Source organism: Bacillus mycoides (genome assembly GCF_000832605.1).
Lineage (GTDB): Bacteria > Bacillota > Bacilli > Bacillales > Bacillaceae_G > Bacillus_A > Bacillus_A mycoides.
On record NZ_CP009692.1, the window covers coordinates 4420174 to 4446920 of the forward strand.

26 protein-coding genes and 1 riboswitch are annotated in these 26747 nt (G+C 36.2%); of the genes, 11 read left to right on the forward strand and 15 right to left on the reverse strand.

Features of this window, described 5'->3' with window-relative positions:
* Window positions 1–370: 370 nt before the first annotated feature.
* The 8 genes from BG05_RS24480 to BG05_RS30875 all read right to left on the reverse strand — a co-directional run bounded on the left by BG05_RS24480 (window position 371) and on the right by BG05_RS30875 (window position 8544).
* Complete coding sequence (locus BG05_RS24480; RefSeq protein WP_002030497.1) at window positions 371–1153, reverse strand: DeoR/GlpR family DNA-binding transcription regulator; 783 nt, start codon at window positions 1151–1153, stop codon at window positions 371–373.
* A 40-nt stretch (window positions 1154–1193) separates the two neighbouring features.
* Complete coding sequence (locus BG05_RS24485) at window positions 1194–2378, reverse strand: saccharopine dehydrogenase family protein (protein WP_002126167.1); 1185 nt, start codon at window positions 2376–2378, stop codon at window positions 1194–1196.
* The gene (phnW, locus tag BG05_RS24490; RefSeq protein WP_002168848.1) at window positions 2375–3472 is read right to left on the reverse strand and encodes a 2-aminoethylphosphonate--pyruvate transaminase; all 1098 of its coding nucleotides are present in this window, start codon (window positions 3470–3472) and stop codon (window positions 2375–2377) included. Before phnW ends, BG05_RS24485 begins: the two co-directional genes overlap by 4 nt.
* Before the next feature lie 16 nt (window positions 3473–3488).
* Window positions 3489–4283: a phosphonoacetaldehyde hydrolase gene (gene phnX, locus BG05_RS24495; protein WP_002186358.1), complete on the reverse strand. Its 795-nt coding sequence runs from the start codon at window positions 4281–4283 to the stop codon at window positions 3489–3491.
* A gap of 21 nt (window positions 4284–4304) precedes the next feature.
* Entirely contained in the window at window positions 4305–6062 is a 1758-nt protein-coding gene (locus BG05_RS24500; RefSeq protein ID WP_002126162.1) for a putative 2-aminoethylphosphonate ABC transporter permease subunit, read from the reverse strand.
* Window positions 6063–7064 carry a putative 2-aminoethylphosphonate ABC transporter ATP-binding protein gene (locus BG05_RS24505; protein WP_002086828.1) on the reverse strand — a complete coding sequence of 334 codons (1002 nt, stop codon included), beginning with the start codon at window positions 7062–7064 and terminating at the stop codon, window positions 6063–6065.
* Between the two features lie 19 nt (window positions 7065–7083).
* The gene (locus BG05_RS24510; protein WP_002030507.1) at window positions 7084–8160 is read right to left on the reverse strand and encodes a putative 2-aminoethylphosphonate ABC transporter substrate-binding protein; all 1077 of its coding nucleotides are present in this window, start codon (window positions 8158–8160) and stop codon (window positions 7084–7086) included.
* A gap of 228 nt (window positions 8161–8388) precedes the next feature.
* The gene (locus BG05_RS30875) at window positions 8389–8544 is read right to left on the reverse strand and encodes a hypothetical protein (RefSeq protein WP_002011566.1); all 156 of its coding nucleotides are present in this window, start codon (window positions 8542–8544) and stop codon (window positions 8389–8391) included.
* A gap of 97 nt (window positions 8545–8641) precedes the next feature.
* Here BG05_RS30875 and BG05_RS24520 point away from each other — a divergent pair, with 97 nt between their 5' ends.
* On the forward strand, window positions 8642–9025 hold the full coding sequence (locus BG05_RS24520) for a DUF3905 domain-containing protein (protein ID WP_002168851.1): 384 nt from the start codon (window positions 8642–8644) through the stop codon (window positions 9023–9025).
* 38 nt (window positions 9026–9063) lie between these two features.
* Here BG05_RS24520 and BG05_RS24525 read toward each other — a convergent pair whose 3' ends face one another.
* The 5 genes from BG05_RS24525 to phaR form a co-directional block, all read right to left on the reverse strand.
* Window positions 9064–10413 carry a TrkH family potassium uptake protein gene (locus BG05_RS24525; RefSeq protein WP_002126155.1) on the reverse strand — a complete coding sequence of 450 codons (1350 nt, stop codon included), beginning with the start codon at window positions 10411–10413 and terminating at the stop codon, window positions 9064–9066.
* Between the two features lie 23 nt (window positions 10414–10436).
* A complete protein-coding gene (locus tag BG05_RS24530; protein ID WP_002126152.1) occupies window positions 10437–11630 on the reverse strand; it encodes an NAD(P)/FAD-dependent oxidoreductase in 1194 nt (397 codons plus the stop codon).
* Window positions 11631–11725: 95 nt separating this feature from the next.
* On the reverse strand, window positions 11726–12811 hold the full coding sequence (gene phaC, locus BG05_RS24535) for a class III poly(R)-hydroxyalkanoic acid synthase subunit PhaC (protein ID WP_002011573.1): 1086 nt from the start codon (window positions 12809–12811) through the stop codon (window positions 11726–11728).
* Between the two features lie 83 nt (window positions 12812–12894).
* Window positions 12895–13638 carry an acetoacetyl-CoA reductase gene (locus BG05_RS24540; RefSeq protein WP_000250406.1) on the reverse strand — a complete coding sequence of 248 codons (744 nt, stop codon included), beginning with the start codon at window positions 13636–13638 and terminating at the stop codon, window positions 12895–12897.
* Between the two features lie 152 nt (window positions 13639–13790).
* On the reverse strand, window positions 13791–14273 hold the full coding sequence (gene phaR / locus BG05_RS24545) for a polyhydroxyalkanoic acid synthase subunit PhaR (protein ID WP_000566956.1): 483 nt from the start codon (window positions 14271–14273) through the stop codon (window positions 13791–13793).
* Window positions 14274–14471: 198 nt separating this feature from the next.
* Between phaR and phaQ the strand changes: the two genes are divergently transcribed.
* The 10 genes from phaQ (at window position 14472) to BG05_RS24595 (ending at window position 23807) form a co-directional block, all read left to right on the forward strand.
* Window positions 14472–14924, forward strand: a complete 453-nt coding sequence (phaQ, locus tag BG05_RS24550) for a poly-beta-hydroxybutyrate-responsive repressor (protein ID WP_002186361.1) — start codon at window positions 14472–14474, stop codon at window positions 14922–14924.
* Between the two features lie 42 nt (window positions 14925–14966).
* The gene (gene phaP, locus BG05_RS24555) at window positions 14967–15491 is read left to right on the forward strand and encodes a polyhydroxyalkanoic acid inclusion protein PhaP (RefSeq protein ID WP_002011575.1); all 525 of its coding nucleotides are present in this window, start codon (window positions 14967–14969) and stop codon (window positions 15489–15491) included.
* A 101-nt stretch (window positions 15492–15592) separates the two neighbouring features.
* Window positions 15593–16036, forward strand: coding sequence for a MaoC family dehydratase (locus tag BG05_RS24560; RefSeq protein WP_002186362.1), 444 nt, complete (start codon window positions 15593–15595; stop codon window positions 16034–16036).
* 142 nt (window positions 16037–16178) lie between these two features.
* Complete coding sequence (locus BG05_RS24565) at window positions 16179–16364, forward strand: alpha/beta-type small acid-soluble spore protein (RefSeq protein WP_000241212.1); 186 nt, start codon at window positions 16179–16181, stop codon at window positions 16362–16364.
* 113 nt (window positions 16365–16477) lie between these two features.
* Window positions 16478–17797: a TrkH family potassium uptake protein gene (locus tag BG05_RS24570; RefSeq protein ID WP_002126145.1), complete on the forward strand. Its 1320-nt coding sequence runs from the start codon at window positions 16478–16480 to the stop codon at window positions 17795–17797.
* 38 nt (window positions 17798–17835) lie between these two features.
* A riboswitch (yybP-ykoY riboswitch) is annotated at window positions 17836–18008 on the forward strand.
* 79 nt (window positions 18009–18087) lie between these two features.
* Window positions 18088–18882 carry a TerC family protein gene (locus tag BG05_RS24575; protein ID WP_002011580.1) on the forward strand — a complete coding sequence of 265 codons (795 nt, stop codon included), beginning with the start codon at window positions 18088–18090 and terminating at the stop codon, window positions 18880–18882.
* Between the two features lie 209 nt (window positions 18883–19091).
* A complete protein-coding gene (locus BG05_RS24580; RefSeq protein ID WP_002011581.1) occupies window positions 19092–19943 on the forward strand; it encodes a formate/nitrite transporter family protein in 852 nt (283 codons plus the stop codon).
* Between the two features lie 249 nt (window positions 19944–20192).
* A complete protein-coding gene (locus BG05_RS24585) occupies window positions 20193–21323 on the forward strand; it encodes a tyrosine-type recombinase/integrase (protein ID WP_033733851.1) in 1131 nt (376 codons plus the stop codon).
* Window positions 21320–23440 (forward strand): tyrosine-type recombinase/integrase, encoded by a 2121-nt coding sequence (locus BG05_RS24590; RefSeq protein WP_033733852.1) that lies wholly within the window; start codon window positions 21320–21322, stop codon window positions 23438–23440. The genes BG05_RS24585 and BG05_RS24590 overlap by 4 nt, the downstream gene beginning before the upstream one ends.
* The gene (locus BG05_RS24595; protein WP_033733853.1) at window positions 23427–23807 is read left to right on the forward strand and encodes a DUF6262 family protein; all 381 of its coding nucleotides are present in this window, start codon (window positions 23427–23429) and stop codon (window positions 23805–23807) included. Before BG05_RS24590 ends, BG05_RS24595 begins: the two co-directional genes overlap by 14 nt.
* A gap of 140 nt (window positions 23808–23947) precedes the next feature.
* On the opposite strand, the gene BG05_RS24600 is transcribed toward BG05_RS24595, so the two are convergent.
* Window positions 23948–25378: an IS4 family transposase gene (locus BG05_RS24600; protein ID WP_041868016.1), complete on the reverse strand. Its 1431-nt coding sequence runs from the start codon at window positions 25376–25378 to the stop codon at window positions 23948–23950.
* Window positions 25379–25506: 128 nt separating this feature from the next.
* Complete coding sequence (locus BG05_RS24605) at window positions 25507–26679, reverse strand: MDR family MFS transporter (protein ID WP_033733846.1); 1173 nt, start codon at window positions 26677–26679, stop codon at window positions 25507–25509.
* Between the last annotated feature and the right edge of the window lie 68 nt (window positions 26680–26747).

Below are 26747 nucleotides of genomic sequence, written 5' to 3' on the forward strand. Positions count from 1 at the left end.
TAATGAATCTCATTATCATTGTCAATAAGAATATTACATTACGTTTATATTTCCATAGATAAAAAATAAAAAACCCTTTACTCAAAGGGCTTTTTTGCCTATCGTATGAAGGATTTCACTTTTTTCTTTTTCATTAATAACACCAATTTTTTGCAAAATGTTTGCATACAATACAAGTTTATTATATATCCGTTCCGACATACTTTCCCTTCTTTCCTTCGACCAACTTTTTTTGTATTGGTAAATTATATGAACGAGATGAGAAAATGTGTCCACTTTTTGCATAAATACAAAGCTTTTATTTTTTTACTTGCTGATAGTAAAACTCCCACCTAAAAATTAGGTGGGAGTCTAAACGTATTCAATTCATTTAGCAAACTGTCCATTGAATATTATGCTTTTTGACTTCTTCTTCAAAACTATAGGGCATTTTCTTATCACAAATAATATGTTGAATACGAGAAAATCCTGCTATTCGGTAGTTCCCTTTGACGCCTACCTTTGTATGATCGCATAAAATATACGTTTTCTCAGCTAATTTCATCATCGCTTCTGACAGTTTCGCCTTTTCTAATTCAAAGCTAGAAACCCCAAAACCTTGCAACAACCCATCAATCGAAACGAATGCTTTATGAAAATGAAATTGATGAATTACTTGCTGTGAAATAGACCCCGACACACGTGAATGTTTTGGAGATACTTTCCCGCCTATAAATAAAACTTCACCGTGAAACATCTTTTTATTAATAGAAGAAATTAATTGTGTTGCTACTGGAAATGAACTTGTTACAATCGTTAAATTTTTACGATGAACAAGATATGGCACCATTTGAAGTGGTGTACTTCCATCATCAATCGCAATAACATCTCCATCTTCCACAAACGTTGCTGCTTTATACCCAATTCTTTTCTTCTCTTCTATATGCAGCATCTCTCGTTCTAACATCGGTGCCTCTATCCCAGCTCCCGGAAGTTGAACGGCTCCACCGTACACTTTCTTCAATTTTTTTTCACGATCTAATTCTTCTAAATACCGACGAATCGTCTCTGTTGATACTGCGAACTCTCTCGCTAATTCTGAAACTTTTACTTTTCCTTTAAACTCTACCTTCTCAAGAATTGTCCTCTTTCTCTCTTCACCTACTACAGACATAGCCTCACCCCATTTATATCTACCTCATAAACTGTCTTACTTATACAAAGTTATAATTTTCTTTTTCAGTGAAAATCTCTTCATGAATATAAATACCGCGCTTTTCTAGTTCGTCAAAAATAATTTGTGGATTTTCGAAAGCTTCTTCAGGAGTAATAACACCGACTTTATTAACTACTCCTTTTGCAATTAACTCTGTAGCGATTCCAAATGGGATACCAACATTTCTTGTATAGGCCCTTAATTTCTCCCAACCTACTACAGAACCGTCAGATAGCGGATGCGTATGGTATAACACATGCCTTTGTTCTTGATTATTTTTCATACCTACTACTTCTACATGAAGTGCATAACCATAAAGCTCTGTTGCTTGTCCTTCTTTCGATTTTAATAGATACTTCGAAATACAATCCATAATACCAATTTCTTTACCGTTTATTTCAATTTGATCATTACGCAATATACCATAATCATATAAAGCACGAACGAGCTGCATATTTTGCTCTGGCCAAGTTCCTCTTGTTTCAATAAGCTGTACACCTTTATCTTCCAGTGCCTTCGCTAACGTAATCGTTTCTGAATGCGGGATTATATACTGCATTGTTTTTCCGTAAGGTGCTGGTAATTCAATTTCTCTCGGGCGCGCAAACGGAGGTACTTGCTTAAATTCACCTTCCTCATACACTGTACGCGTCGGCAAATGTGGATCATATTCATATGTCGTTGTCTCTGTAATTGATGCAGAAAAAGCAATTGGACGATACGAGCCATGACTTACTCGAACTGACTCTACAGTATCTAACTGATTTGCTGCATACATGGCCATCATTTGCGTTACACCTGGTGTCATACCAAACCCAGGTAAACATGTTGTTCCATGTTGAACAAATTTGGAGTGGGATTCATTTTCTTCACCAAATCCATTTAAGTTCACACCGTGACAACCGGCATCTGCGATACAGCGAGTAGACAATCCATTTAACTTTATCGTCGTACCATCCATTACAATGTTATAGCCCTTCATTTTTGCGACCGTATCCTCATGATTTGTCACATCGACTTTCACAAAATCAACACGAGGATCATTTAACCACTCTACTACTTTTCGGCCTTCCTCTTCATTAAAATCGGCTACCGTAATCGTCTCAAAAGATGAAAATTGAACTAAATCTAAAATTGCTTCACGACAAATTTTACCTGCTCCACCTAAGCAAAATACTTTCACCCTATAACAACCCCTTTAGCAATACTATCAACTAAGCGATTAATATCGTCTTCATGTACATCACCGATATTTCCAATGCGGAACGTATCTACTTTCGAAATTTTACCTGGATAAATAACAAATCCATATCGCTTTAATTCATTATATAGCTGCAAAAATTCAAATCCTGCTTCTGGATAAATGAAAGATGTAATAATAGGAGATTGATATTTTTCATCTACTAATGGCTTAAAGCCCATTTCTTTCATTTTGTGCACTAGTAGTTTTTGATTGCTATAATATCGATTGTAACGGGCTCTTATCCCGCCTTCTTCTTCTAATTCAAGTAATGCCTGATAAAAAGCATGTACAACATGTGTAGGTGAAGTAAAGCGCCATTTCCCATTTTGCTCTTCCATCGTTTCCCACTGATCATATAAATCTAATGATAAAGAACGAGCTTGCCCTTTACATTTCAATAGTTCATCACGATTTGCGATGACAAAACCGAATCCGGGAACACCTTGAATACATTTATTCGCACTACTAATTAGAAAGTCAATTTGCAACTCAGCGATATCTATTTCAATACCACCGAAACTACTCATTGCGTCAACCAGTGTAACTTTTCCGTATTGTTTTCCCAATTTACATACGTCTACAATTGGATTAATAATACCTGTAGTTGTTTCACAATGAACAACTACAATATGCGTAATCTCTTTATCTTGTTGTAATAACTGTTCTACTTCTGCAATATTAGTAGGCTCCCACTCTTCTGTTTGACTGACCACCACATCTATATGTAACATCTCTGCCATTTGTACAATCCGCTTACCATACGCACCATTTGTACAAACTAGCAGCTTTCCGTTTCTAGGAATAACAGAACCAATTACTGCTTCAACCGCAAACGTACCGCTTCCCTGCATTAAAACTGTTGTGTACTTTTCTTCTTCCTTTGTCGCTAACGATACAAGCCTATTTCTTACATCTTGCACCATAGTGTTATATTCAACATCCCACGTACACCAATCGTATAACATAACTTCTTTTACAGTTTTTGTTGTCGTTAATGGTCCTGGTGTTAATAATAAATAGTGATTTTCATTCATGATCGTGTGCCCCCCTTTATGAAATAATAAGTTCTTGTTTCTCGATATGTTCAATTACGTTTTCGAGCTCCTGCATCGTTTCAATTGTAAAATGAGCCCCATTTTCAACGAAACGATTACGAACTACTTCTATTTTTTCACGAAGATCTAACGGATCCATATTCTCAACTTCCTCTTCCGTTAAACCGAGCTCACTACTACCGAGGATTACACCAACTGTCCACATTCCAGCATTTCTGCCCTCTTTCATATCTGACACGGTGTCTCCAACTTTTATCATATGATTCATTGGGTATACACAGAGTTCCATCGCATTTTTATAACACATCCACGGATATGGACGACCTGCTGGAACATCATTTGGCGTCACAAGAAAATCAGGTTTATACCCTTGTATTTCTGCTTCTTTTGCAACAATGTCCATCATTTCTCTCGTATAACCAGTTGTTGATCCAATTTTAATACCTCTTTCACGTAGTGAAGAAACCACTTCTTTTACCCCATCAATTGGCGTGGCATAGTACGGTAAAATAGCAAAGAGAATTTCTTCAAACTCTTCATACATCTCATGAATATCTTCTTCTGTTGGTAATTGTCCGAAGACATGCTTCCACTCATTCGAAATACGGGGCATTTCCGTTAATACCCTAACATGATCAATCTTCAATAACCCCATTGGTTTGCGAGCTTCTTCTGCTGTAATTTCAACACCGCGTTTATGAAAAATCTTCATGAATACTTCTAATGGTGCAAAACATCCGTAATCAACTGTCGTACCTGCCCAATCAAAAATAACTGCTTCAATTTTCATTCTATCCATCACCCTTCTTACTTATCTTTTTTGCCATTGTGACGTTCGGTTACGAAGTGCTTTCGTTCCCCATTCATATACAACCCTCACTACAATATTTGTAACAACAATAAGTACACTCATTGCAGCTGCTGGTGCTACATTTCCTGCATCGTCCATATTTACAATTGATACAGCAGCTAGTTTAAAATCAGCCGCATATAAGAACACTACTGCCGATACAGTCACCATTGAATTTACGAAATAGTACATAACCATTTCTAAAATAGCTGGTAAACACATCGGTACTGTTACTCGAAAGAAAGTTTTATAAAACGGTACGCTCATCGACTGTGAAACAAGTTCAAACTCTCGGTCTAGTTTCTTTAAAGCAGTCGTTGCGGTAACAAACGTTACAGAGTAAAAATGAATGATATTTACTAATACTAAAACAGCAATTGTGCCATATAAGGAATGAAACGGATTTGTTACTGAAAGTCCTAGAATTTGAATTGTTGGTTGACTAAAGAAAAAGACATATCCTAATCCAAGTACTAATCCAGGAATCGCTAACGGTACAATAGAGAAAAAGTAGCCTACTTTTCTGAAAAACTGTAGCTGTTCTATTTTTTCAATCGCATAAGCGAACACAAATGTTAAAATCGCCCCGATAACTGCCGTAATAGCTGAGACAATTACACTATTTTTAAATGCTTCAATTCCGTCTCCTGTCAAACTTGAAAAATTAAAATGCTCAAGTGTAAAACTCATATTATATGGCCATACTTTCACACTTGCAGCAATACCAACTGCCACAAATAAAAGAATGATCATAAACGTGACTATGCTACAATATACGAATGAAATAACATCTCTTTTCTTATTATTTATTATTCTGTAAGGTACTGCTTTTGAAGATAAGAGATTCGCCTGTTTTCTTTGCGTAATACGATCAACTGCAAATGCGAAAATAGCTGGGATCAATAAAATCATTCCGACAGTTGCGCCCATGGACATATTTTGCTGTCCAATTACTTGCTTATATACGTCAGTAGCAAGTACGTTATATTGTCCTCCAACAATTTTAGGTGCCCCAAAATCAGTGAAACTAAGTGTAAATACAACGAACATCGCACTAATTAATCCGTATTTCACACTAGGTAAAGTAACCGTAAAAAACTGTTTCACTTTACTTGCACCCAACATATTAGAAGCTTCATATAAACGATAATCAGAACCTTGGAGAGCAATTAATAAAATAAGGAATGCTTGCGGAAATGTATACATAACTTCAGCCATTACAATTCCTACTGGTCCGTATAACGGTATTTGTATTCCTTCAAATAAACCAAACATTCCTTTTGTTATTAACCCTTGATTACCAAATAAATATGTAAGCGCAATACCGTGCATCATCGTTGGTGCGAATAATGGTAATAATGCTATGTATTGAAATACGCGCTTTCCAAAAACATTTGTACGAGCGATCGCATATGCGTAAGCGAAAGCAAGTGTAACCGAAATAATTGTTGTAGCGCCCGAAATCCATATCGTATTTTGTAGTGATTGAACTAGCGTTGGTGTTGTGAAATATTTACTGAAATTCGCAACACCAACAAAAGCTCCATCTTTATCATAAAAGGCTTGTGTAAACAGTTGTAATAAAGGCAATACAAGCATGATAAAAAATGAAAGAAGCATACCAATAATTAATAGTCTTTGTATCCACTCTTCTTTACCGATACGTCTCTTAATCTTTTTTTTTGTACTTTCTGCCTTAAAGTTTTCTAACATCTCCATCTATACAATGACCTTCTTTCCATATGACAACATATGATTTTCTGAGAAAGAGATTTGAATTGGCTTTCCTTTTCTAATAGCAGTTTCCTCTACTTCTGATGCCAATATATCCACTACAATTTTCTCATTATAAAGGTGTGTTTTCTCTTCTATGACCCGCACTTCCGTCCGGTATACAGAACCGCGAAATTCCATGCTTTCTACAACTGTTTTAATACCATTATTTTGTACAACTGTTACATGTTCAGGACGAATCGCATGTTCTTCGTTATTTTTCGAAAAGAAATTAATAGAACCAATAAAATCTGCCACAAACGGATTGGCTGGTCTTTGATAAATCTCCTCTGGTGTTCCAATCTGCATAATTTCCGCATGATTCATTACAACAATTTTATCAGCCATCGTTAATGCCTCTTCTTGATCATGCGTTACCATAATAGTTGTTACTCCCACTTTTTCTTGCAAATCACGCATTTCTCTACGCAACTTTTCACGCACTTTTGCATCTAAAGCAGATAACGGCTCATCAAGTAACAAAATATCGGGAGACAGAGCGAGCGCACGTGCAAGTGCTACTCGCTGCTGTTGTCCACCAGACATTTGAGCAGGATATTTATCTTTTACATTCAGCAAATCCACAAGTTCTAACGCCGATAGCGCTTTTTCTTTTACTTCTGCTTTTCCATATTTTTTTGTTTTTAAGCCGTATTCAATGTTTTCAAGTGCAGTTAAATTCGGAAATAATGCATACGATTGAAAAACCATTCCGAAGTTCCTCTTTCCAGGTGGTAATGCTGTAATATCTTTTCCATTCACAGCAATACTACCTGTTGTTGCCTCTTCTAGCCCCGCTAAAATTCGGAGCAATGTCGTTTTCCCACAACCACTTGGGCCTAATAAACAAACAAACTCATTTTTTTTCACAGTAAAAGAAATATCCTTTAACGCTGTAAATGCATCAAACTGTTTTTGGATGTGTTGAATTGATAAATATTCGCTCATTTTTCTCTCTCCCACTCACTTACTTTTTCGGTTCTGCTTTTTGGCCAAACTCTTTTTCCCATTTTTCTAAAATTTTGTCACGATTTTCTGCTGCCCATTTAAAGTCATTCTTTTTATATAACTTTTCTGTCACATCTTTAGGGAATCCATCTGGAAGTTTATAATCATTTTTAATTGTCGCAAATCCATTTTTCTCGAAGTATAACTTCATTACATCATCTGTAATTGCCCAATCTAAAAATGCTTGCGCTAATTTATCATTTTTAGCATTATCTTTTTTAATAAGTGCGTTCGCTTCTACTTCCCAGCCTAATCCTTCTTTCGGCAGTACAACTTCAACTGGTGCACCTTTTTGTTTCTCTTTCAAAGCACTATAAACCATTGATACACCAACTGGATATTCACCTGCACCTGCTAATTTCGCTGGTTTTGAACCTGAATGAGTATAAGTTGCCATATTATCATGAAGTTTCTTCATGTAATCCCAGCCCTTATCTTCTCCCATAATTTGTAGCCATGCAGAAACTGTTAAAAATCCTGTTCCAGAAGAAGCCGGATGCGGCATAACTAGCGTTCCTTTATATTCTGGTTTCGTTAAATCTTCATATGATTCTGGCATCGGTAAATTTTTCTTCTTCAATTCTTCTTTATTTACAGCAATCCCCGTCATAAATGCAGTATTTCCTACCCATTTTTCTGGTTTCTTATCGTCTTTAAATTGCGAAAGGACACGATCTGCTCCTTTTGGAGAGTATCCTTTTAACATATCTTTTTTCTCTAAAGCTAATAGACTAGACGCTGCAGTTCCCCATACAACATCTGCTTGTGTATTTTTTCCTTCAGCTAGCAATTTCGCTGTAATAACTCCTGTTGAATCACGAACAATGTTCAACTTCACGTCTGGGTACTTCTGTTTAAAAGAATCAAGATAAATCGGTACAAGCTCTTCTTCAATCGCTGTGTAAACAGTTAATGATCCAGATAATTTATCATCTTTTACTTTTGCTCCAGCACTTTCTTCTTTCTTTGCACCACACCCCATTAATAACGAAAATACCATTCCAGTTGCTACAGCTTTAAAGATTGTTTTTTTCACTGTCTCTCTCTCCTTTTACAAATCTTATGTACAACTCTAATATAAACAACTAGTGTAAAAGCAGTATTAAACCAACATTAATCTTTTGTTTGTTGTTTGTTTTTGTGTAATACGTTGCTACTTCTATGTTTTTTCGCATTTTTCTGCTAATATCAAACGTGAAATTTACAAATAATTAAAAAAACCTTTATAATCCCACAAAAAAATGAGGCGTTTGTAAAAAACGCCTCACTTTTGTTTACCTTTTTTTGAATTACGATTTGCATACTTCGCACTATTTTCTCCTTCATACTCTAATGCAAATTCTGCATCTGGTAAGCTTTCTTTCGGAGTTTTATTATTATTAATTGCTGCATTTTGTTTTACTTTTCTTTTTACCAACATATTCACCTGCTCTCACGAAATAACTTTCTATTCTAGTTTGAAACAACTTACAGTAATTATTACTGGGAAGTGTTAACAAGTACATAAGAGCTTATAGATGGAAATACTACATACGAACAAGCCATTACAAAAAGGAGCGATTACTTTGAAAGAAAAAGAAACGATACAATCGCCAATTTTAGACGAGACGCTCCCTCATCAAATGAACTTTCCTTCTTTTAAAGGCACAGGCAAAAAGATGCAACAACCTTTTATAAATCAATATGATGTTGTAATTGGAGACAGTAAATACGATTCCACTAACAGTCCTCTTAATAATTGGAGTGATGAGGTAGATCCTGCCATTATGGCTGGGGAAGAATGGATCCATCCTACAAATGATATCGGATGGATTGCAGAAGAAAATCAAGAATTACTTAAAAACGAAGTTGATAATAAAAGTGATGCTTTTATGCATCCCCAATTCGGAATTAACGACTAAAAAACCATTCTACCTAACATAGGTAGAATGGTTTCATACTATCCAATAATAATTCTCTCTTTCGGATATTTATAGCGAGGCGGTTGCTCTCTTCCGCCACTAGCTAATATAAATGTTAAAATACCGACGCGTCCGATAAACATAAGTACAATGAGTACAAGTTTACCAACAGTTGTTAAATCAGGAGTAACACCTGTTGATAGTCCCGTCGTTCCGAAAGCAGAACAAACTTCAACGATTAAGCTCATAAGCGGTACATTTTCCGTAATAGATAAAATGAATAGCGCTGAGGCACATAATAAAATCCCCATCGTCATAACGACAGATGCTTTCAACACGTCCTCTTCATGTAGCTGACGTTTGAAAACTCGGACTGTTCTCCCGCCTCTTGCAAATGTATATAACGATAATATACTAACTGCAAATGTTGTTGTACGTATTCCGCCCCCAACTGAACTTGGAGATGCCCCAATGAACATTAATATACTCATAAATAAAAGCGTTGGTTGTGATAATTCACGTATGTCCATTGTAGCGAGTCCTCCACTTCGCGTCGTCACAGATTGGAATAATGTATAAAATACAGTTTCATGCCATGACTTTCCTACTAAAAAATGATTTCGTTCTAATAGAAAAATCATAATTGTTCCAACAATAACGAGTACAAAAAATGTCGTTGTCGTCAATTTTGTAAATAACGAAAAGCGAAATAGTTGTTGTCGCCTTTTACTAAGGAATTGTTTTACTTCCATTAACACTGGGAAACCGATAGCTCCTAAAATAATAAGCAACATATGAATCATTTGAACAATATAATCTTTTTTGTACGGAATAAGTGATTGTCCTGTTAAATCAAATCCTCCGTTCGTTGTTGCGCTCACAGCGGCAAAGAAACCGTGAAAATAAGCTTCTTGCCAAGTCGGGAAATATAGTAAGAACCTTGTACCTAACAGTATTGCTCCAATGAGTTCTATCGAAATAATTACAATTAAAATAGAACGCATCAATTCTACAAGGCCCGATAAATTCCCTTGGTTATGGTCTGCCATAATTAATCTTCTTCTTTGCAAACCAATCTTTTTCCCCGTTATAATCCAGACGAATGTACCAAGCGCCATAATTCCTAATCCGCCTAATTGTAAAATAAGGGCTAAAACAATAATTCCTGCCGTTGTAAACGTATCTGAAATCGTAACAACAGACAGTCCTGTAACACTTACCGCACTAACAGATGTAAATAGTGCATCGATAAATGTCCATTTCACTTCAGGCTTCGTAACAAATGGTAAACTAAGCAAAATTACCGATACGACTACTGCTAGTAAATAAAATACAACGATAAGTTGTACGGGACGTAACTTTTGTAAAAACTTTTTTATATCTCTCATTCCATCACTTCGCTACCTTTTTTCTATCGATTAAATAAAGAAAAATCATCACTTTCTTCATTTGTAAATAACTGCTGAAATAGTTTCGCAAATACCATTCCGTATACAGTTCCATTTCCCCCATACGGCAGTGCGTAATATAAATTATGTATTTTTTTATCTTCTTTTAAAATAGGAAGACCGTCATGACTGCCACCAAATGCTGCTGCCCAATAGTACTCTGCCCGTATATTTTTATACTGCGGGAACATTTCTTTTACAATGTTAATAAGAAGATCACGCTTATGCAATAATTTCGTATCGCCGATTTTTTGAATTTTCAGCGCCTCATCTAATCCGCCTATAACAATGCGATTTTGATACGTTCGACTATACAAATACGGACGTGCTGTTTCCCAAATTAACGATTGCTCATGCCAGCCTTCAAAATAATCTATCTTATTTGTCACAACGGCATAAGACGTTTCTACTGTTGTATTTTTTTCTTTCTTTCCAAAAATTGCTTCATAACCTGTCGCCATAATAATATTCTTTGCTACAATTTTATTTCCTGTTTTCGTGTAACAAATTAAATCATTTTGGATTTGTTTAATATGTAATGCCTCTGTATGTTTGTATATAGTAGCGCCCATTTGTTTCGCTTTATGCAAAAGACTATGCGCTAATAAATACGGATTCACTTCTGCATCACCGCTTGTATATAACGCTGCTTGTTTTGCAAATGAATAACGTTTCTTAATATCAGACTCTGTAAAATATTCAACCGGAAATCCATAATGGCGTAACGTATTATATTCTTCTTGTAAAAATGAAACATCCTCATCTCTACTTGCATAATACAAACTATTTCGCGGAATAAAATGGGGATCAATATCGAGAGTTGGCACAACCTTCTCCATTGTTTGCAGCGCTTCATAACAAAGTCTATATGCTCGTACCCCTTTCTCTTCACCAAATGTATGAATAAGAGAGGTTAACGATTTATCATGAACAAATTGTAATAATCCTGTATTTGCAGCTGTGCTACCACATGCAATTGCTCTTTTTTCAATGAGCATAACACGCATTCCAATTTTAGCTAACGAATACGCTATATGAGCACCTGCTTCTCCACTTCCAATTACTAGTACATCACATATCATATCATTTTCTAACGTTGGATAACAAGGTACAGAAACTCCAGCACTCCAAAACAACTTACCAGTCATAAGCTTCATATATTATACTCCTACCATGTAATTTTCTCCTTTCTATGTTTCGTCATTTTCCATAAAAAAATCCAACTAACATACGCTAGTTGGATTTCTTCTCTTTAATTAGAACGCTCTTCAAGCCAATTTCCAACCGTCGGATATGTTTGCTTTACAGCCGTTCCACCATACACAATAGACATATGTCCTGTCGGTAAACATACATACTCTTTATCTGTGCTAGAAATATGATCAAGTAAAGCTTCTACTTGACATGGCAGAGCGATATGATCACGCTTCGCAGAAATATTTAAGACATTCGCCTTAATATTTGCAAGGTCTACCTTTTGTCCGCGAATAACGAGTTCACCCTTCACTAATTTATTATTTTGATAAAAATCACGAATCCATTGTCTATACGATTCACCTGGGAACGGAATACCATCGCCTACCCACTTTTGAACTAATTTCCAACTTTCGACGAAGCGCTCATTTTCTGAACGATCGACTAAAGCAACATATGGACCGACAAAGTTTGTAATTGGTTTTAACATCTTATTTCCGAAATCAATCATTTCTGGCGGAATATTTCCGAATGTATCAACCGCTTTATCTAAATTGAAATATTTCTCATCTAATAAAGGACCGTATAATCCTGTTTCAGAGAAATCAAAAGGACTTGTCATAAAAATCAAGTTACGAATTGGCATGTCCGGATGAAGCGCTGCATAAATAGATGTTAACGTTCCACCCATGCAATAACCAAGTAAAGAAATCTCGTCCGATTTTGCAGTTCTCATTACTTTTTTCACTGCTTTTGCAATATAATCGAACACGAAATCATCAAACTTCAAATGACTATCTTCTAAACCGAATGTGCCCCAATCAAGCATATACACATCAAAACCACGATCTACTAAATATTCCACTAAACTATTTCCTGGAGTTAAATCCATAATATACGGTTTATTAATAAGAGCGTATATTAATAAGATTGGAACTCTCTGTGTTTTTTCTTGTTTTGGAATGTAACGATACAGCTTCGTTTTATTCTTCGTCCAAATAACCTCTTTCGGTGTTAAACCAACTTGTGGTTCTGGTTCGCGTAATAAAACTTCGCTCGCTCTTTTCACACGGCGATATGCTTTACGATATTCTTCTGGGTACAACTCCAATTGCTTTTCCCATTCCGTTACGAATGTAGTCATTTTTCCTATCTCCTTTTTGGTCAATTTCTTTCTAAAAAAAGAAGTGCATTCCTGCTATGGATATGCACTTTTTTCTTACTTCATTACATGTATAATCCGCCGTTAATGTTTAATTGCTGACCTGTGATATACGCACCGTCACGGCATAGATATACTACACCTTTTGCAATTTCATCAGCTTGACCAAAACGTTTTTTCGGGATTTTCGCAACGATTTTTTGACGCACTTCTTCTGGTACTTCTGCTACCATTTCAGTATCAATAAATCCTGGGCAAATTGCGTTTACAGTTACATTTGTTCTTGCAAGTTCTAACGCTAATGATTTTGTAAATCCTAGCATACCTGCTTTTGCTGCTGAGTAGTTTGTTTGTCCAAATCCACCAGCTTGGCCAATAATAGAAGAAATACTAATGATTCTTCCTTCTTCTGCTTCCGATATGTATGGAAGTACCGCACTTGTCGTATTAAATACACTGCTTAAGTTCACGTCAATTACGCGCTCCCAATCTTCACGATTTAACTTCTTGAATGTACGATCTCTTGTAATACCAGCATTATTAACAAGAATATCAACTTTACCAAAATGATTCACAGCTTCTTCTACAAGTCTGTTTGCATCTTCTACTTTAGAAACATCCGCTTGAACTGCATAAACGTCATGTCCTTCTTTTCCTAATTCATTTACTAAGTTTTCAGCTGCTTCTTTACTGCTGTTATAGTTAATAACTACTTTTGCTCCCTCTTCTGCTAATGCTACTGTAATTGCTTTTCCAATTCCTTTTGCCCCACCTGTTACGATTGCTACTTTGCCATTTAATTGAACCATTTCTTTTCCCCCTTAAATGAATTTGTGAACGATTGTTATGAATCATTTTGGTACTCATACTAATTGAGTCCATATATTAATTATGTTTCGTTGTTTATACATGAAAAGAGATTCTCCCTCTCTCTTTTACAAGTTATAAACAAACGCGATTATCATTTTTTATTTTCTGGCTTATTTACAGGCTTTACTTCTTCTTTTACAGGTACTTGTAGTTTAGCTAGTACTGCATTTTGCTTTTCTAGCAATTCTAAAATTTGATCAACTTTCGTTTCTAACGTGCGCATATCTTGTTTTACTTTCGTAACATCACGCTTTAATGTAGGAGCTTGTCCTAATGAATCCACTTTCTCTTCTAGAATTTCCTCGATGTTATCAACTTTATTTTCTAAGTTAATAACAAGCGTAGCTACTCTAGCGATATCCTCTCTCGTCGGCACATTCACCTGTTCTAAATAATTTTTTGTCGTATCATTTAATGCTTTTTGATAAAACAAATTCAAATCTAGAACGCTGCCCATCCAAGCAGAATATTCTTCTGTTTTAATTGTTTCATTGAGCGCTTTTCCCCAAAATGTTTCGGTTTGTTCATAAGCATTTTTCCATGCTTGCAATGGATCGAATTTTTGATCAATCACTTCGACTACACTCCCTTTTTCGTTTTTGAAACAATTCAACCTATTCACTATTTTCTAATATTCCGAATAAAACTTCAAGTATATATTTTATTTTTCTTTATTTTCTAACAAATGTATTGACATTAAAAACAGATAGGTGTAAATTGCACTTATAAGCAAAAAATTCCATCTAACTGATTCATGAGGTGATGCACAATCATGCTACATAATGAACCAGAACACCCAGAAAGTTTGGAAAAAAACCAAGCGAAACAACCAAACTCCATGCCAAAAAACTTCTTAGTTCCTTTCTTACTTCTCTGTCTAAAAGACTGGAGTCTTCATGGTTACAAACTTATTCAAATGCTAATGGACATCGGCTTTTCTTCTGTTGACCAAGGTAATGTGTATAGGACACTACGCAAATTAGAAAAAGAAAATCTTATTTCTTCTACTTGGGATACAAGCGAAGGCGGGCCAGCGAAACGAATTTATTCTTTAACAGAATATGGAGAGCAATATTTAACAACATGTGCGACTTCTTTTGAACATTATCAAAATATGTTGCGGACGTTTTTCACGTTATACACCAATGCATTCTTTCCATTTTCTACTTCTCCAGACAAGGATGAAAAGGATTCTTCATCTTCACCTGGTGGTACAGCAGAGTAATCTGCGTTCACAATATGCAAAAAAACATTTGGAGGTCAAACAATGGAAACTAAGCCATACGAATTAGTCGATGCATTTTGGAAAAACTGGTCTCAATCTCTTTCCCTCTTCTCTTCAGCTGGGAAACAATTAGAGCAACTTACTTTAGAAACGTTAAAACAACAACAAGACGCTTTGCATAAATTAACATCAGGAGTAGATGAACTAGAAAAAGAACTACACCAATTCACTGCTCAGTTCAATAACCAATATACAGACTATGTGAAGCAATTAACTGGAAACTCCTTAAATGATCAAATTAACGAGTGGCAAGAAAAGTGGAATGAGCTTTCTAATCAAATGCACCAACTTACTGTTTCGCCTACGAAAACATCTTTGTCTATTCTTACTCAAACTAGCGGCCAATTTGAAGAAACAACAAAACACTTTATCGAACAACAACAGTCGCAACGTGAAGAGGTTCAAAAACAGTTAGAAGTTTTTTTGGGAGAGTTCAAGTCCAAACAACTCGAACTCGCAAAGCAGTTCGAGGAAAACTCAAAAAATCTATTTACTTCCATCAAGTAAGAAAAATGTGGCAACTAACTGCAGCACAAACAAAACTCTTTCTTCCTCCTACTACATCAAGATGGCTTACATTTTTCGATATGGAAAAGAAGGAGGACAAAATGAATCCATTTCAAGAAGCACAAACTGTTCCGGAGCTTCGTTACGATGAGATTCAAGTCGGTGATCAAGCATCACTTACAAAAAAAATTACGGATGAGGACGTTATCAATTTTGCAAAATTGACTGGAGATGTAAATCCTATTCACATTCTAGACTCTTTTGCAAAAACGACAATGTTCAAAGAACGTATTGCCCATGGCATGCTCGTTTCAAGTTTTATTTCTACCATTCTTGGAACGAAACTTCCTGGCAAAAATACGATTTATTTATCACAAAACGTTTCATTCCGTGCTCCTGTCAAAATCGGTGATACAATTCGCGTTGTGGCAGAAGTTATTAAAAAACGGGACGATAAAAAAATTATCACATTGCAAACAAACATATATAATCAATCTGATGATATTGTCGTAGAAGGTACAGCGACAATACTGAAAAAAGAGTAGCAAATTTGCTACTCTTTTTTCTATCCAAGAACTTCTAATCACACCGTTTACTTCCGTGTATGAGTACGTCGTTTACACATAAAATAACATTACCAGATAGCACTTAGCTAAACTGGATTACTCTTTAAGGATGTGTATCAACATGGTGAAAACAAACAAATTACTAGTTCCGGGTGCAGAGCAAGCACTTGAACAATTCAAATATGAAATCGCACAAGAATTCGGTGTAAGCTTAGGATCTAATACAGCATCTCGTTCTAACGGATCAGTTGGCGGTGAAGTAACGAAACGTCTTGTTGCTTTAGCTCAACAACAATTACGCGGATAACTATATAACCTATGGCTTAGAGGCAGATATTCTCTGCCTCTTTCTTTTTTAACATACATAATAGTGCTTCTTCACATACTAGTAAGAGCAAATCGAAAGGAACGATATGTGAAATGAAACGGATTAACATTAGCATGAGTCCTCCCCGTGTTCTTACTGTATCTTTTATTATGCTATCAATTATCGGTACATGCCTATTGAAATTGCCAATTGCTACAACAACGTCTATTTCATGGCTCGATGCTTTATTTACAACGGTTTCTGCTTGTACGGTTACAGGGCTTGGTGTTGTGGACACTGGTAAAGTATTTACCTTATTTGGCCAATGTGTCATTTTAACACTTATACAAGTTGGCGGGCTTGGCATTATGAGCTTTGCTGTTTTAATCGCAATTATGCTCGGCAGAAAAATCGGCCTTCAAAACCGGATTTTATTACAACAAGCATTAAACCAAACAAATGTCGGCGGAATCATTCGTCTTGCAAAAGCATTATTTTTATTTTCTTTTACTGTAGAATGTATCGCTACTTTACTTCTCTCTTTTGAATGGGTACCAAAATACGGGGTTGCCAAAGGTATATATTATAGCTTTTTTCATTCTATCTCAGCCTTTAACAATGCTGGGTTTTCTGTGTGGAGCGATAATTTAATGCCATACTCCCATAGCATTCTCGTCAATCTCGTTATTTCTTCCCTCATTATTTTAGGTGGGATTGGTTTTACGGTTATCGTAGATATAAAAAGAAAGAAAAACTTTAAAAACCTTACTTTGCACTCAAAGCTTATGCTCTCTTCTACTCTAATCGTCAATATTATTGCTACAGCTTTTATCTTTATATTTGAGTTCCATAATTCAATTTCCATGAGAGGTTTTACACCATTTGAAGAAGGTATGGCTGCTTATTTTCAAGCGGTTTCAACACGTACTGCCGGGTTTAATACTGTTGATATCTCTGCATTATCAAAACCTTCACTTTTATTAATGATGCTTCTTATGTTTATTGGTGCTGGCAGTGCTTCAACTGGTGGTGGGATTAAGTTAACGACTTTTTTGATTATGTTTTTCGGCGTATTTAAATTTTTGCAAGAACAAGATGATATTGTCGTGTTTAAAAAATCCATTAAAGATACGCTCATTGTCAAATCATTAACGATTACTATTATTTCAATTTCTTTTATTTTTCTTTCCATTTTAATTTTAAGCATCACTGAGAAGGTTCCTTTATTAATGAGTGCTTTTGAAGTATTTTCAGCATTTGGAACTGTCGGCCTTAGCATGAATTTGACGCCACACTTAACAATCATCGGCAAAACAATTATTATCTTTATGATGTTTTTTGGAAAGATGGGGCCTTTAACATTAGCCTTTTCATTTGCACGTAAAAAACAAAGAAAAATAAAATATCCCAACGAAGATATTTTAACAGGTTGACAACCGTATAAATTATCCATATAATGAGAGTACAATAGCATATCTCCAAAGGGGAGTAGCGTCCAAGAACTATTTCTTGGAAACAAAGTCGTCATTACGTAGAACTTAGTTCTTCCGGCTTTGTTGGCATTTTCATTACATATGTCTAGCAAGACCTTTGCCTATCAACGGCAGAGGTCTTTTTTGTTTTCAAATTCCTTCCACCGTTGATACGCAGGAGTATGGGGAAACTAAACAGTGGGGAACTTCTTCACTTGTTTAGTCTTTATAGAAATGAGAGGAGAATGTACATGGATGTATCATTATTATTGGAGTATGGTTGGGTATTACTCATCCTAATTGCACTAGAGGGGATTTTAGCGGCTGATAACGCTCTCGTTCTCGCAATTATGGTAAAACATTTACCAGAAGAAAAACGAAAGAAAGCACTATTTTATGGATTAGCAGGAGCGTTCGTTTTCCGCTTCGGATCACTATTTATGATTTCGTTCCTAGTAGATGTATGGCAAGTGCAAGCAATTGGTGCGATTTATCTTATGTTTATCGCGGGGAATCACTTATTTAAAACGTATGTTAAAAAGAATACACATGAAGAAACAGAAGAAAAAGAAGCAAAGAAAAAACAAGAGAACTTTTGGTGGACTGTATTTAAAGTCGAAGTTGCTGATATCGCCTTCGCAGTTGATTCAATTTTAGCTGCTGTTGCATTAGCAGTGACTTTACCGAAAACAGGATTAGGTACGATTGGTAGTCTTGATACAGGTCAATTTATCGTTATCTTTACAGGTGGACTTATCGGATTAGTTATAATGCGATTTGCAGCAACTGCTTTCGTACAAATATTAAAACGTAAACCAGGACTTGAAACTGCAGCATTTTTAATTGTAGGTTGGGTTGGTGTGAAATTAACAGTTTATACGCTAGCACACCCTGCTTTAAATGTCCTTCCGCATTCATTCCCAGAATCCACTCCGTGGAAGCTTACATTCTGGATTGTATTAGTTGGAATCGCAGTTTGCGGTTGGTTCTTCTCGAAAGAAGTAGAAGTAAAAGTAGAAAAGAATTTAGACGAAAAAGCGCTGTAATTACAGCGCTTTTTCTTTTTTCTCGTTTCAATTCCCCTCTCTATTTTCAGAAAAAATTCCATTATACTACCTTTTGTAAACGCTTCCTTTCTAGATGTATGTCCTTTTTGTGAAATATTGCACAAACTTATTGAAACTATGAACAAATCCATGTACCTTATTCATATAAGGAGTATTTATAGACGATGTATTAAAGGAGCGTATTACTCATGCTAGAACAAGGATTAGATTACGTTGTAAAACTGGCTAAGAGCAAAAAACAAATGCTAGATATAAATCCAATGCAATATTTCATTCGTGCTGCACTTGCGGGCATTTATATCGGTTTTATTATTGTACTATGTTTTAAATTAGGTAACTTTTTTCATATTGCAGATTCACCAGCAACATATTTAGCTTCCTCCATGTTTTTCGGAATTGCTCTCGTACTTATTATATATGGCGGCGCTGAATTATTTACTGGCAATACGATGTACTTCACAGTGGCAACTTTAAGAAAAGAAACAACGATTTCTGATACACTTCGCAACTGGGTTGCTTGTTATGCAGGTAACTTAGCTGGCGCTTTATTCTTTGCCTTACTATTTTACGCAACTGGAATTTTCGAAGCAATTGATCACAGTCATTTAATGAATAAAGTTGTTGAAGGAAAGATGAATACACCTACAATGCAATTATTCTTTAAAGCGATTTTATGTAACTGGCTCGTATGTCTTGCCTGCTTCTTACCTTCTCAAGTGAAAGGTGACACAGCAAAAATATTAATGATGATGATGCTCGTTTTCACTTTCTTTTTATCTGGTTATGAGCATAGCATTGCAAACTTATCACTGTTTGCTTTATCTTTAGTATCACCACATCCTGAGACAATTTCTTTTGCGGGCGCTATTCATAACTTAATTCCAGTTACAATCGGTAACATTATTGGCGGATCCGTATTTGTCGGTATGGTATATCATTACTTAACAAAGAAAGCACCTGTTGTTGAACAAGAGAAAACTCAATTAGTTGGAGCTCAAACGGAGGAAATTATTCCTTTACAAGCACATATGAAACATTAAAAACTCCAAAGTTTTACTTAAACAGACTATAATTATAAGAGGATACTATGTTCAGTATGAGAGCATAGATCCTCTTTTTTTATACATATTGTTATGTATAACTAGATATTATAGATATAGTTTAATATGTATATAATGTTCAAGAAACCTATGTTTGTTTTTGAGAGTAGAAGACGTAGCTCATAGTGGAAGGCATAGCAAGGTCGCGAGACAGATCGTAAATGGAAAAAGGTTTAGGAGTGAAAAACTATACGTGTACAAGAGATTATACTAGAAGAGGGCAAAAGATACATTTTAATAGATGAAAAAGGAATTCCTGTAATCCCAGTGGTGAAGTACCTCAAATATTTAGATTTCACAGGAAAAAGCAGCAATACACAGAAAACGTACTGTTATGCATTAAAACAGTATTTCTCTTATTTACAAGAGACAGAGAAGGATTATAGAGAAATACGATTAGAAGACTTGGCAGATTTTGTGGGATGGTTGCAAAATCCTTATGGGAGTAAGAGGATAACATCACTTGTTCCCGTGAAAACAAAGAAAACAGAGAGAACAGTGAACCTGACGGTCACCGCTGTCACAAACTTCTATGACTATTTGTATCGTAATGAAGAGTTATCACAAGATATGGGTGAAAAGTTAATGCGTCAGTTTTTTACAGGTGGGCGAACACGTTACAAGAGCTTTCTTCACCATGTCAATAAAGACAAATCATCTATAAGGAATGTGTTAAAGGTCAAAGAACCACGCAAGAGGATACAAATACTTACAAAGGAACAGGTACAGCAAACCTTAGTAGCTACCACAAATATAAGGGATACATTCCTAATTCAGCTTTTATTTGAAACGGGGTTGCGGATTGGAGAAGCACTTTCCCTATTTCTAGAGGACTTCCAATTTGATTATGGAAAAGGGCATCGTATTCGCTTGACGGACCGTGGAGAATTGGAAAACGGAGCGAAACTAAAAACAGGCGAACGAGAGATTTTTGTATCACAAGCCCTCATGGATTTATACGATGACTATCTGTATGAGGTCATTGATGAACTGAATATCGATACAAACTTTGTATTTGTAAAGTTACGTGGTGAGAACAAAGGCAAACCCATGACGTACAGCGATGTGGAAGCCATGTTTAAACGATTACGACAGAAAACAAGAATTAATGTTCACCCTCATCTGTTCCGCCACACACACGCAACGATGTACTATCAGGAAACAAAAGACATCAAACAAGTACAGGAACGCCTGGGGCATTCACAAATCCAAACAACGATGAACCTGTACCTTCATCCCTCGGACGAAGAAATCCGTAAGGATTGGGAAAAGGCACAGGGTGCATTTCAAATACAACAACAGAATGGCGGGACAGAATGAAACAAAAACAGCAGATCAACATAGAACAATTAGGATTTCATGAAAAATTGCAGCATGAGTTATCAAGATACCCTATGAAGACGGTACAAGATAATGGTTCCGTTACAGTTCGGTATATCAAGGACCCCTACTTCTTGGTCAATGACACTTGGAATGCCAACTTTTTTGAAGTCATTCCACAGTTTAAGATAACAGTGCCTTTTAATAATAGCGGGAGTCAGAATGTGGGTTTTAAAATCAACAGCCCGACTGTCAACCTGGAAGTAAAATATGTATGGTATCAGAAGCTGTTCAACGATGCATGGGTGTTAAGCAGTGCTTTTGGCGGAGAAGCAAGAATGATGCGCAAGCTAACAAGATTTCTCAACGAGAAATACTCTTCCCTTCACTCCCTATTAGATTTGAACATTGAAAAGACGGAACGGGAATGGTGGTTTTGGTTACAGGAGCAAGGAGCTTCAATACAGCGAATATCACGTAGATCATCATATCGTGAATACACTACTAAATCACCCCTAGCAACCTTTTTGCGAAAGATTTATTTATCTTTCTTTGTACTGACAGATACCCGTGAAGAGTGGGAGAAAGAACGATGGGATGTACGAGTATTACATGATAAATATGGAGTTGCTTATAACAAAAGTAAGCCTGATTATTACATTAATTTCACCAAAGTTGAACAAGGTAAAATGCGTGAGCAAATAAAAAAATACTTCAAACAACGTATTCTGAGCAAAAATAAATTTTCTTGGGGCACAGCTCAAAATTATCTACTATACTTTTCGAGGTTCGTATCGTTTATATTTTCGTTAGAACCTTCATGGACAGATTTAAAGAGATTGAATCGTTCACATATAGAGCAATACATTCTATGGATACATGAATACGCTAAGAACAATTTAAAGCAAAAAAATGCGCATCCTGAAAAATATATAAACTATGGCTTGGTAGTTATAGGAAAGATTCTTACAGATATCCAGCGATATGAATATGATATCGCCCCAGAAACAGATGTGCGATTGCTACTCTTTTCAGAAGATAAACCGAAGCTAAAAAAGAAGTCAGTTGACCAGATTGATTACATTCCTGACTTTGTGTTGGAACAACTTTTCACATACATCAACGATTTACATAAAGAAGTCATTCCTGTCGTATGGGTGGCTTTTAAAACAGGATTACGAATTTCGGATGTATTAGAGCTTACCTCTGATTGTTTAAAACAGTTAAATGGCAAATATTCCATTGTTACGGATATTGAGAAAACTTATGTAAACGGGCATCGAATTCCAATTGACGACGAATTGGCAAATATCTTAGCGGTTCTTATTCAACACTCCAAAGAGAACAGCAATCAAGACAATAATCCTGACGGATTTATTTTCGTTCGCTATCGTGGTTCCCGTAAGGGAATGCCATTTATTCAGTCCTGGATTCGAAATAAACTAAATATCTTGGCAAAACAAAAAAACATTGTGGATGAGCAAGGAAATCTCTTTTATTTTACGAATCACCAATTCCGTCATACCTACGCAGTAAAAATGCTGAACGGTGGTGCGGATATTTTGACGGTACAGGAATTGTTAGCCCACGCCTCTCCTGAAATGACTTTACGGTATGCTAAACTATTGGACAACACGAAGCGAAAAGCATTTGAATCTGTCATCAGTCAAGGAGTATTTAGCTTTGACTTGAATGGCGAGATGCAGGAGATAAAAGCAGGCGAAGATATCCCAGCAGACATCCTGCAAGCTCTCTGGCAGGATCATAAGTTGAATGCGATGGATAATCCCTACGGGACATGCCATGCGCGTTTGAAAGGAAATTGCCCACATATGGAAGCCCCTCCTTGCCTCACTTGCAACGGAGGCAGCCCATGCAAGGACTTGGCAATTGGATTTTCAGAATACGATGTTCAAAAATATGAACTTCATGTAAAAACCACAAACAAATCCATTGAAGTGGCAAAACAATATGGTCGGGATGATGTGGTAAAAAAACAAAAGGAAAATTTACAAGGTTACCATGGTATTTTAAACAATATCCGTGAGGGTAATATTATCTTTGGCAGACAGGACCGCATGAAGAGAAAGGCAGGTGTGAGAAATGGCCAATTATAACCGAAAAGAACAGTTAAAAGCACTACATGCATCAAGAAAGGCCATTACCGCTAAGAAAGTCGATGAAGCTATTCAAAGACTCATACGAGCCTCTGATCCTATCAATTTTAATAGTGTAGCAAGCGAAGCTGGCATAGCAAAAGCAACGTTATACAACAATCAGGAGCTACGCGGAAGAATTGAATCCTTACGGAAACAACAAGCACAAGCGCCTACTTTGAAGCAAATCAAACGTGAGTTGAATGAAAACAGCAAAGATGCCATCATAGATTCTTTAAAACGTCGCATCAAGAAATTGGAAGGAGCAAATAAGGAATTGCGTGAGCAATTAAAAGTTGCGTACGCCGATGTATACAAACAGATATAAGGGGTACCGCCACACATCCATCAACTTAAAGTATATTTTTTTACAAAATGCGATCTTTCCATTTAGTTTTTTTATTATCTTTTATAGATGTTATAAAAGTAGGCATATCAAATAAACCCTGACGGATTTCATTTTTTTTACTATGCTACTTTATGAGTAGAAGTGGCATACTCATAAACAACACCCAAAATATCAAAAACTGTCTTTTTCTCGTATCGATGAGATTTTCGTCCGTTGTACTGTAGGAGGTTAAACAGACGAAGAAGAACTTTTGATAGCTCTTGGGTGTTTTTGTGTAATGCTTGGTGAAAAAGTAAAAAATAATCTTTAATTATGTACATCGCTTTATATTCACTTAGCTCTTTCTGTTTCTTACGTAGCAGGAGTTCTCTCATTTTAAACATAGTAGAAGAGCATAATAGGATACTAATGAGTTGTCCATAAAGGTGACATTCTAAGCGCTCTTGTTTAATAGATTTACAACGATGAATTTGAAACCAAGATTTCCATATTTTAAACAACAGCTCAATTTGCCAGCGTAGTGAATATAAATCATAGATTTTCTCTTTTGGTACCCATTCCGTAGGAATGTTTGTCATATATACATTGATACCACTGAGTCGTTTACTACGAGGAGAATACTTCATTCCTTTCTTTTTTTCTCTTACAGCTTGATCTTGTAATCGTTTTTGTTGCTGTTGTTTTGTTAATCGATGGACAATTACACGAGCTGACACTTTATCAATCATTCCTACATAAGCATTAGCTATTTCCCATGTTTGTCCTGGCTGAAGGGAGTTCATTACCGTCTCCATATCTAACTGTATATACTCTGTACCTTTCTTAATTCTTCCATCTTGAAAATAATCAGGGTTAGGATTTTTTTGATAAATACGTGTATTCGACTTGATACGAGAAATATAGTAGGCCTCTTGATCTTGTATATATTGAAGGTCTTTTAAATGAAAATAACCTAAATCTCGGATACATAAATCATTCGCTGCCACAGTTGGGGCACACAGAGAGCCGTAAGTGCGATCATGTTGTTTACCTGGACCTGTATGAATATGTAGGAACTGTCCGCTTAACAAATCATACTCAAGCTGAATTTTTATCCCAGCTGTATGGCTGCATCCTCCTGCACCTGGATAAACCGATGAAAATACATCCGGGAGTTGAAATGCAGTTGAATCTAAGATACGAATACGCTTGAAAATAGAAGTATATGGAGAAGAAATTAGCTTAGCTGAAGATAACTTTTGGTTTAGAAGTTTGGCTAAAACTTGTTGTAGAAACTGGACGGCTGCGGCGTTAAATCTTTGATTTAGTCCTTCAGGACTGATGAGTACTTCTGTTGATACTTCTAAACAACTACATAACTGGGTTAAGGAAGTTTTTGCTACACTTTGGCTTAGCCATACGCATAAAGCTACTAACTCTTGTGCTTGATACTTACTTGTTCGCTGTACAAATCCAACATCTCTAGCTAGATTCTGTAAGGTATTTGGGGATAAAAGACTCTTTATCTCCTGTGCAAATAATTGTAAGTCGTCAGATACAGAATTAGACATACAAAAAACGCCATCCTTTCCTATAATTCTACAGTAAGAATAACGTCTTTTTTGCTTAATGAATAGTGTGAAACCTTAGCTTTATGGTAATGTGACCGTACCTCATGTAGTCACAGTTTTTATTTGTATTAAGACATTCGAAATGATTTGCCACGTAAAGCTGCTATGTAGCAAATAATAACTACTAAGCATAGGCTAACCATCACCAAATACAATTGTGGTGCAAAATGGATAATCAACCAGCCACCAAGCACTGGGCCTAAGAAGCCACCTAAGTTTTGAAATTGCATAAAACCAAGATATGTTGCTTTTTGATGCGCGGGTGCAATCATTTCGACTATAGCACTCGTCATTGGGAAAACAAAAATTTCACCAAGTGAGAACACAACCATACCGACAATAAAAAGTGTCCAATTATCAGCGAAGTGGAAGATTAACATACCAAGTGCTAATAGTCCGCCCCCGAAAATAAGACTTGTTTTGATTGCTACTTTTTCGCTTAAAATGCCGAGTGGCAATTGAAGAATTACGATTGTTGCAGCATTAATCACAATTAGAACTGAATATAATGCTACTCCGTCTACCATAGTTAAATTAAGCAATTGTGGCATTGTTGCCTCTGTTTGCATATATACGAAATTGCAAATAACACTCGCAATAATGAGCAACATAAGTGTGCTATCTTGTAAAAGAACACGCATCAAGTCGCCAATATCTTGCGTAACATTGACCGTATTCTGCTCCTCTATACGTCGTAAAGTGATGACTAAGAAAATCGCATACAATAAGTACATCGTTGCAGTAATAAGGAATGGAAAACTTATTGATGATGCTTTTGAAATGACAATACCGAGCAAAAGGCCGATCACAGCTGATAAATTGATGGCAGTATATCGAATTGAAAATAGGCGACGACGCCTATCTTCGTCAGTATAGTCAATCATCAAAGCTTGTGAAGCTGGTTCAAAAAATGCACGACAGATACCGTTGAGAGCATTGCATAGAACGAATATCCAAACAGAGTTTGCGAATGCAAAGCCATAAAAGACTATACTCCAACAGAACATCGATATGATGATAATTTTTTTTCGGCCAAACCGGTCAGTAAAGAAACCACCGAAGAAGCCACCAAATGTCGCAGTCAATTGTGAAATACCGACTGCTAAACCAATCATAATTGGTGAGGCATGTAAATCATTTTGTAAATAAAGTGCTAAAAATGGTATCGTCATAAAGCTAGCTGTGCGGGCGAAGGTCGTACCACCGAGCAGCTGCCAGACGAGGGGGTGAAAATAATCCATAATAAAAACCTCCTGTATTAACATGCGTTTGCTTATGCTAGTATGAAGTGTGGAGTTAGTCTATAGTC

What these genes read in the sequence shown, in the direction of transcription:
- BG05_RS24520 (WP_002168851.1), top strand. Translation starts at nt 8,642, where the DNA reads ATGGAAATACTACATACGAACAAGCCATTACAAAAAGGAGCGATTACT.
- BG05_RS24565 (WP_000241212.1), top strand. Translation starts at nt 16,179, where the DNA reads ATGGTGAAAACAAACAAATTACTAGTTCCGGGTGCAGAGCAAGCACTT.
- BG05_RS30875 (WP_002011566.1), bottom strand. Translation starts at nt 8,544, where the DNA reads ATGTTGGTAAAAAGAAAAGTAAAACAAAATGCAGCAATTAATAATAAT.
- BG05_RS24525 (WP_002126155.1), bottom strand. Translation starts at nt 10,413, where the DNA reads ATGAGAGATATAAAAAAGTTTTTACAAAAGTTACGTCCCGTACAACTT.
- BG05_RS24575 (WP_002011580.1), top strand. Translation starts at nt 18,088, where the DNA reads ATGGATGTATCATTATTATTGGAGTATGGTTGGGTATTACTCATCCTA.
- BG05_RS24540 (WP_000250406.1), bottom strand. Translation starts at nt 13,638, where the DNA reads ATGGTTCAATTAAATGGCAAAGTAGCAATCGTAACAGGTGGGGCAAAA.
- BG05_RS24600 (WP_041868016.1), bottom strand. Translation starts at nt 25,378, where the DNA reads ATGTCTAATTCTGTATCTGACGACTTACAATTATTTGCACAGGAGATA.
- phnX (WP_002186358.1), bottom strand. Translation starts at nt 4,283, where the DNA reads ATGAAAATTGAAGCAGTTATTTTTGATTGGGCAGGTACGACAGTTGAT.
- phaP (WP_002011575.1), top strand. Translation starts at nt 14,967, where the DNA reads ATGGAAACTAAGCCATACGAATTAGTCGATGCATTTTGGAAAAACTGG.
- phnW (WP_002168848.1), bottom strand. Translation starts at nt 3,472, where the DNA reads ATGAATGAAAATCACTATTTATTATTAACACCAGGACCATTAACGACA.
- BG05_RS24605 (WP_033733846.1), bottom strand. Translation starts at nt 26,679, where the DNA reads ATGGATTATTTTCACCCCCTCGTCTGGCAGCTGCTCGGTGGTACGACC.
- BG05_RS24590 (WP_033733852.1), top strand. Translation starts at nt 21,320, where the DNA reads ATGAAACAAAAACAGCAGATCAACATAGAACAATTAGGATTTCATGAA.
- BG05_RS24480 (WP_002030497.1), bottom strand. Translation starts at nt 1,153, where the DNA reads ATGTCTGTAGTAGGTGAAGAGAGAAAGAGGACAATTCTTGAGAAGGTA.
- BG05_RS24570 (WP_002126145.1), top strand. Translation starts at nt 16,478, where the DNA reads ATGAAACGGATTAACATTAGCATGAGTCCTCCCCGTGTTCTTACTGTA.
- BG05_RS24505 (WP_002086828.1), bottom strand. Translation starts at nt 7,064, where the DNA reads ATGAGCGAATATTTATCAATTCAACACATCCAAAAACAGTTTGATGCA.
- BG05_RS24500 (WP_002126162.1), bottom strand. Translation starts at nt 6,062, where the DNA reads ATGGAGATGTTAGAAAACTTTAAGGCAGAAAGTACAAAAAAAAAGATT.
- BG05_RS24560 (WP_002186362.1), top strand. Translation starts at nt 15,593, where the DNA reads ATGAATCCATTTCAAGAAGCACAAACTGTTCCGGAGCTTCGTTACGAT.
- BG05_RS24595 (WP_033733853.1), top strand. Translation starts at nt 23,427, where the DNA reads ATGGCCAATTATAACCGAAAAGAACAGTTAAAAGCACTACATGCATCA.
- phaC (WP_002011573.1), bottom strand. Translation starts at nt 12,811, where the DNA reads ATGACTACATTCGTAACGGAATGGGAAAAGCAATTGGAGTTGTACCCA.
- BG05_RS24530 (WP_002126152.1), bottom strand. Translation starts at nt 11,630, where the DNA reads ATGAAGCTTATGACTGGTAAGTTGTTTTGGAGTGCTGGAGTTTCTGTA.
- BG05_RS24580 (WP_002011581.1), top strand. Translation starts at nt 19,092, where the DNA reads ATGCTAGAACAAGGATTAGATTACGTTGTAAAACTGGCTAAGAGCAAA.
- phaQ (WP_002186361.1), top strand. Translation starts at nt 14,472, where the DNA reads ATGCTACATAATGAACCAGAACACCCAGAAAGTTTGGAAAAAAACCAA.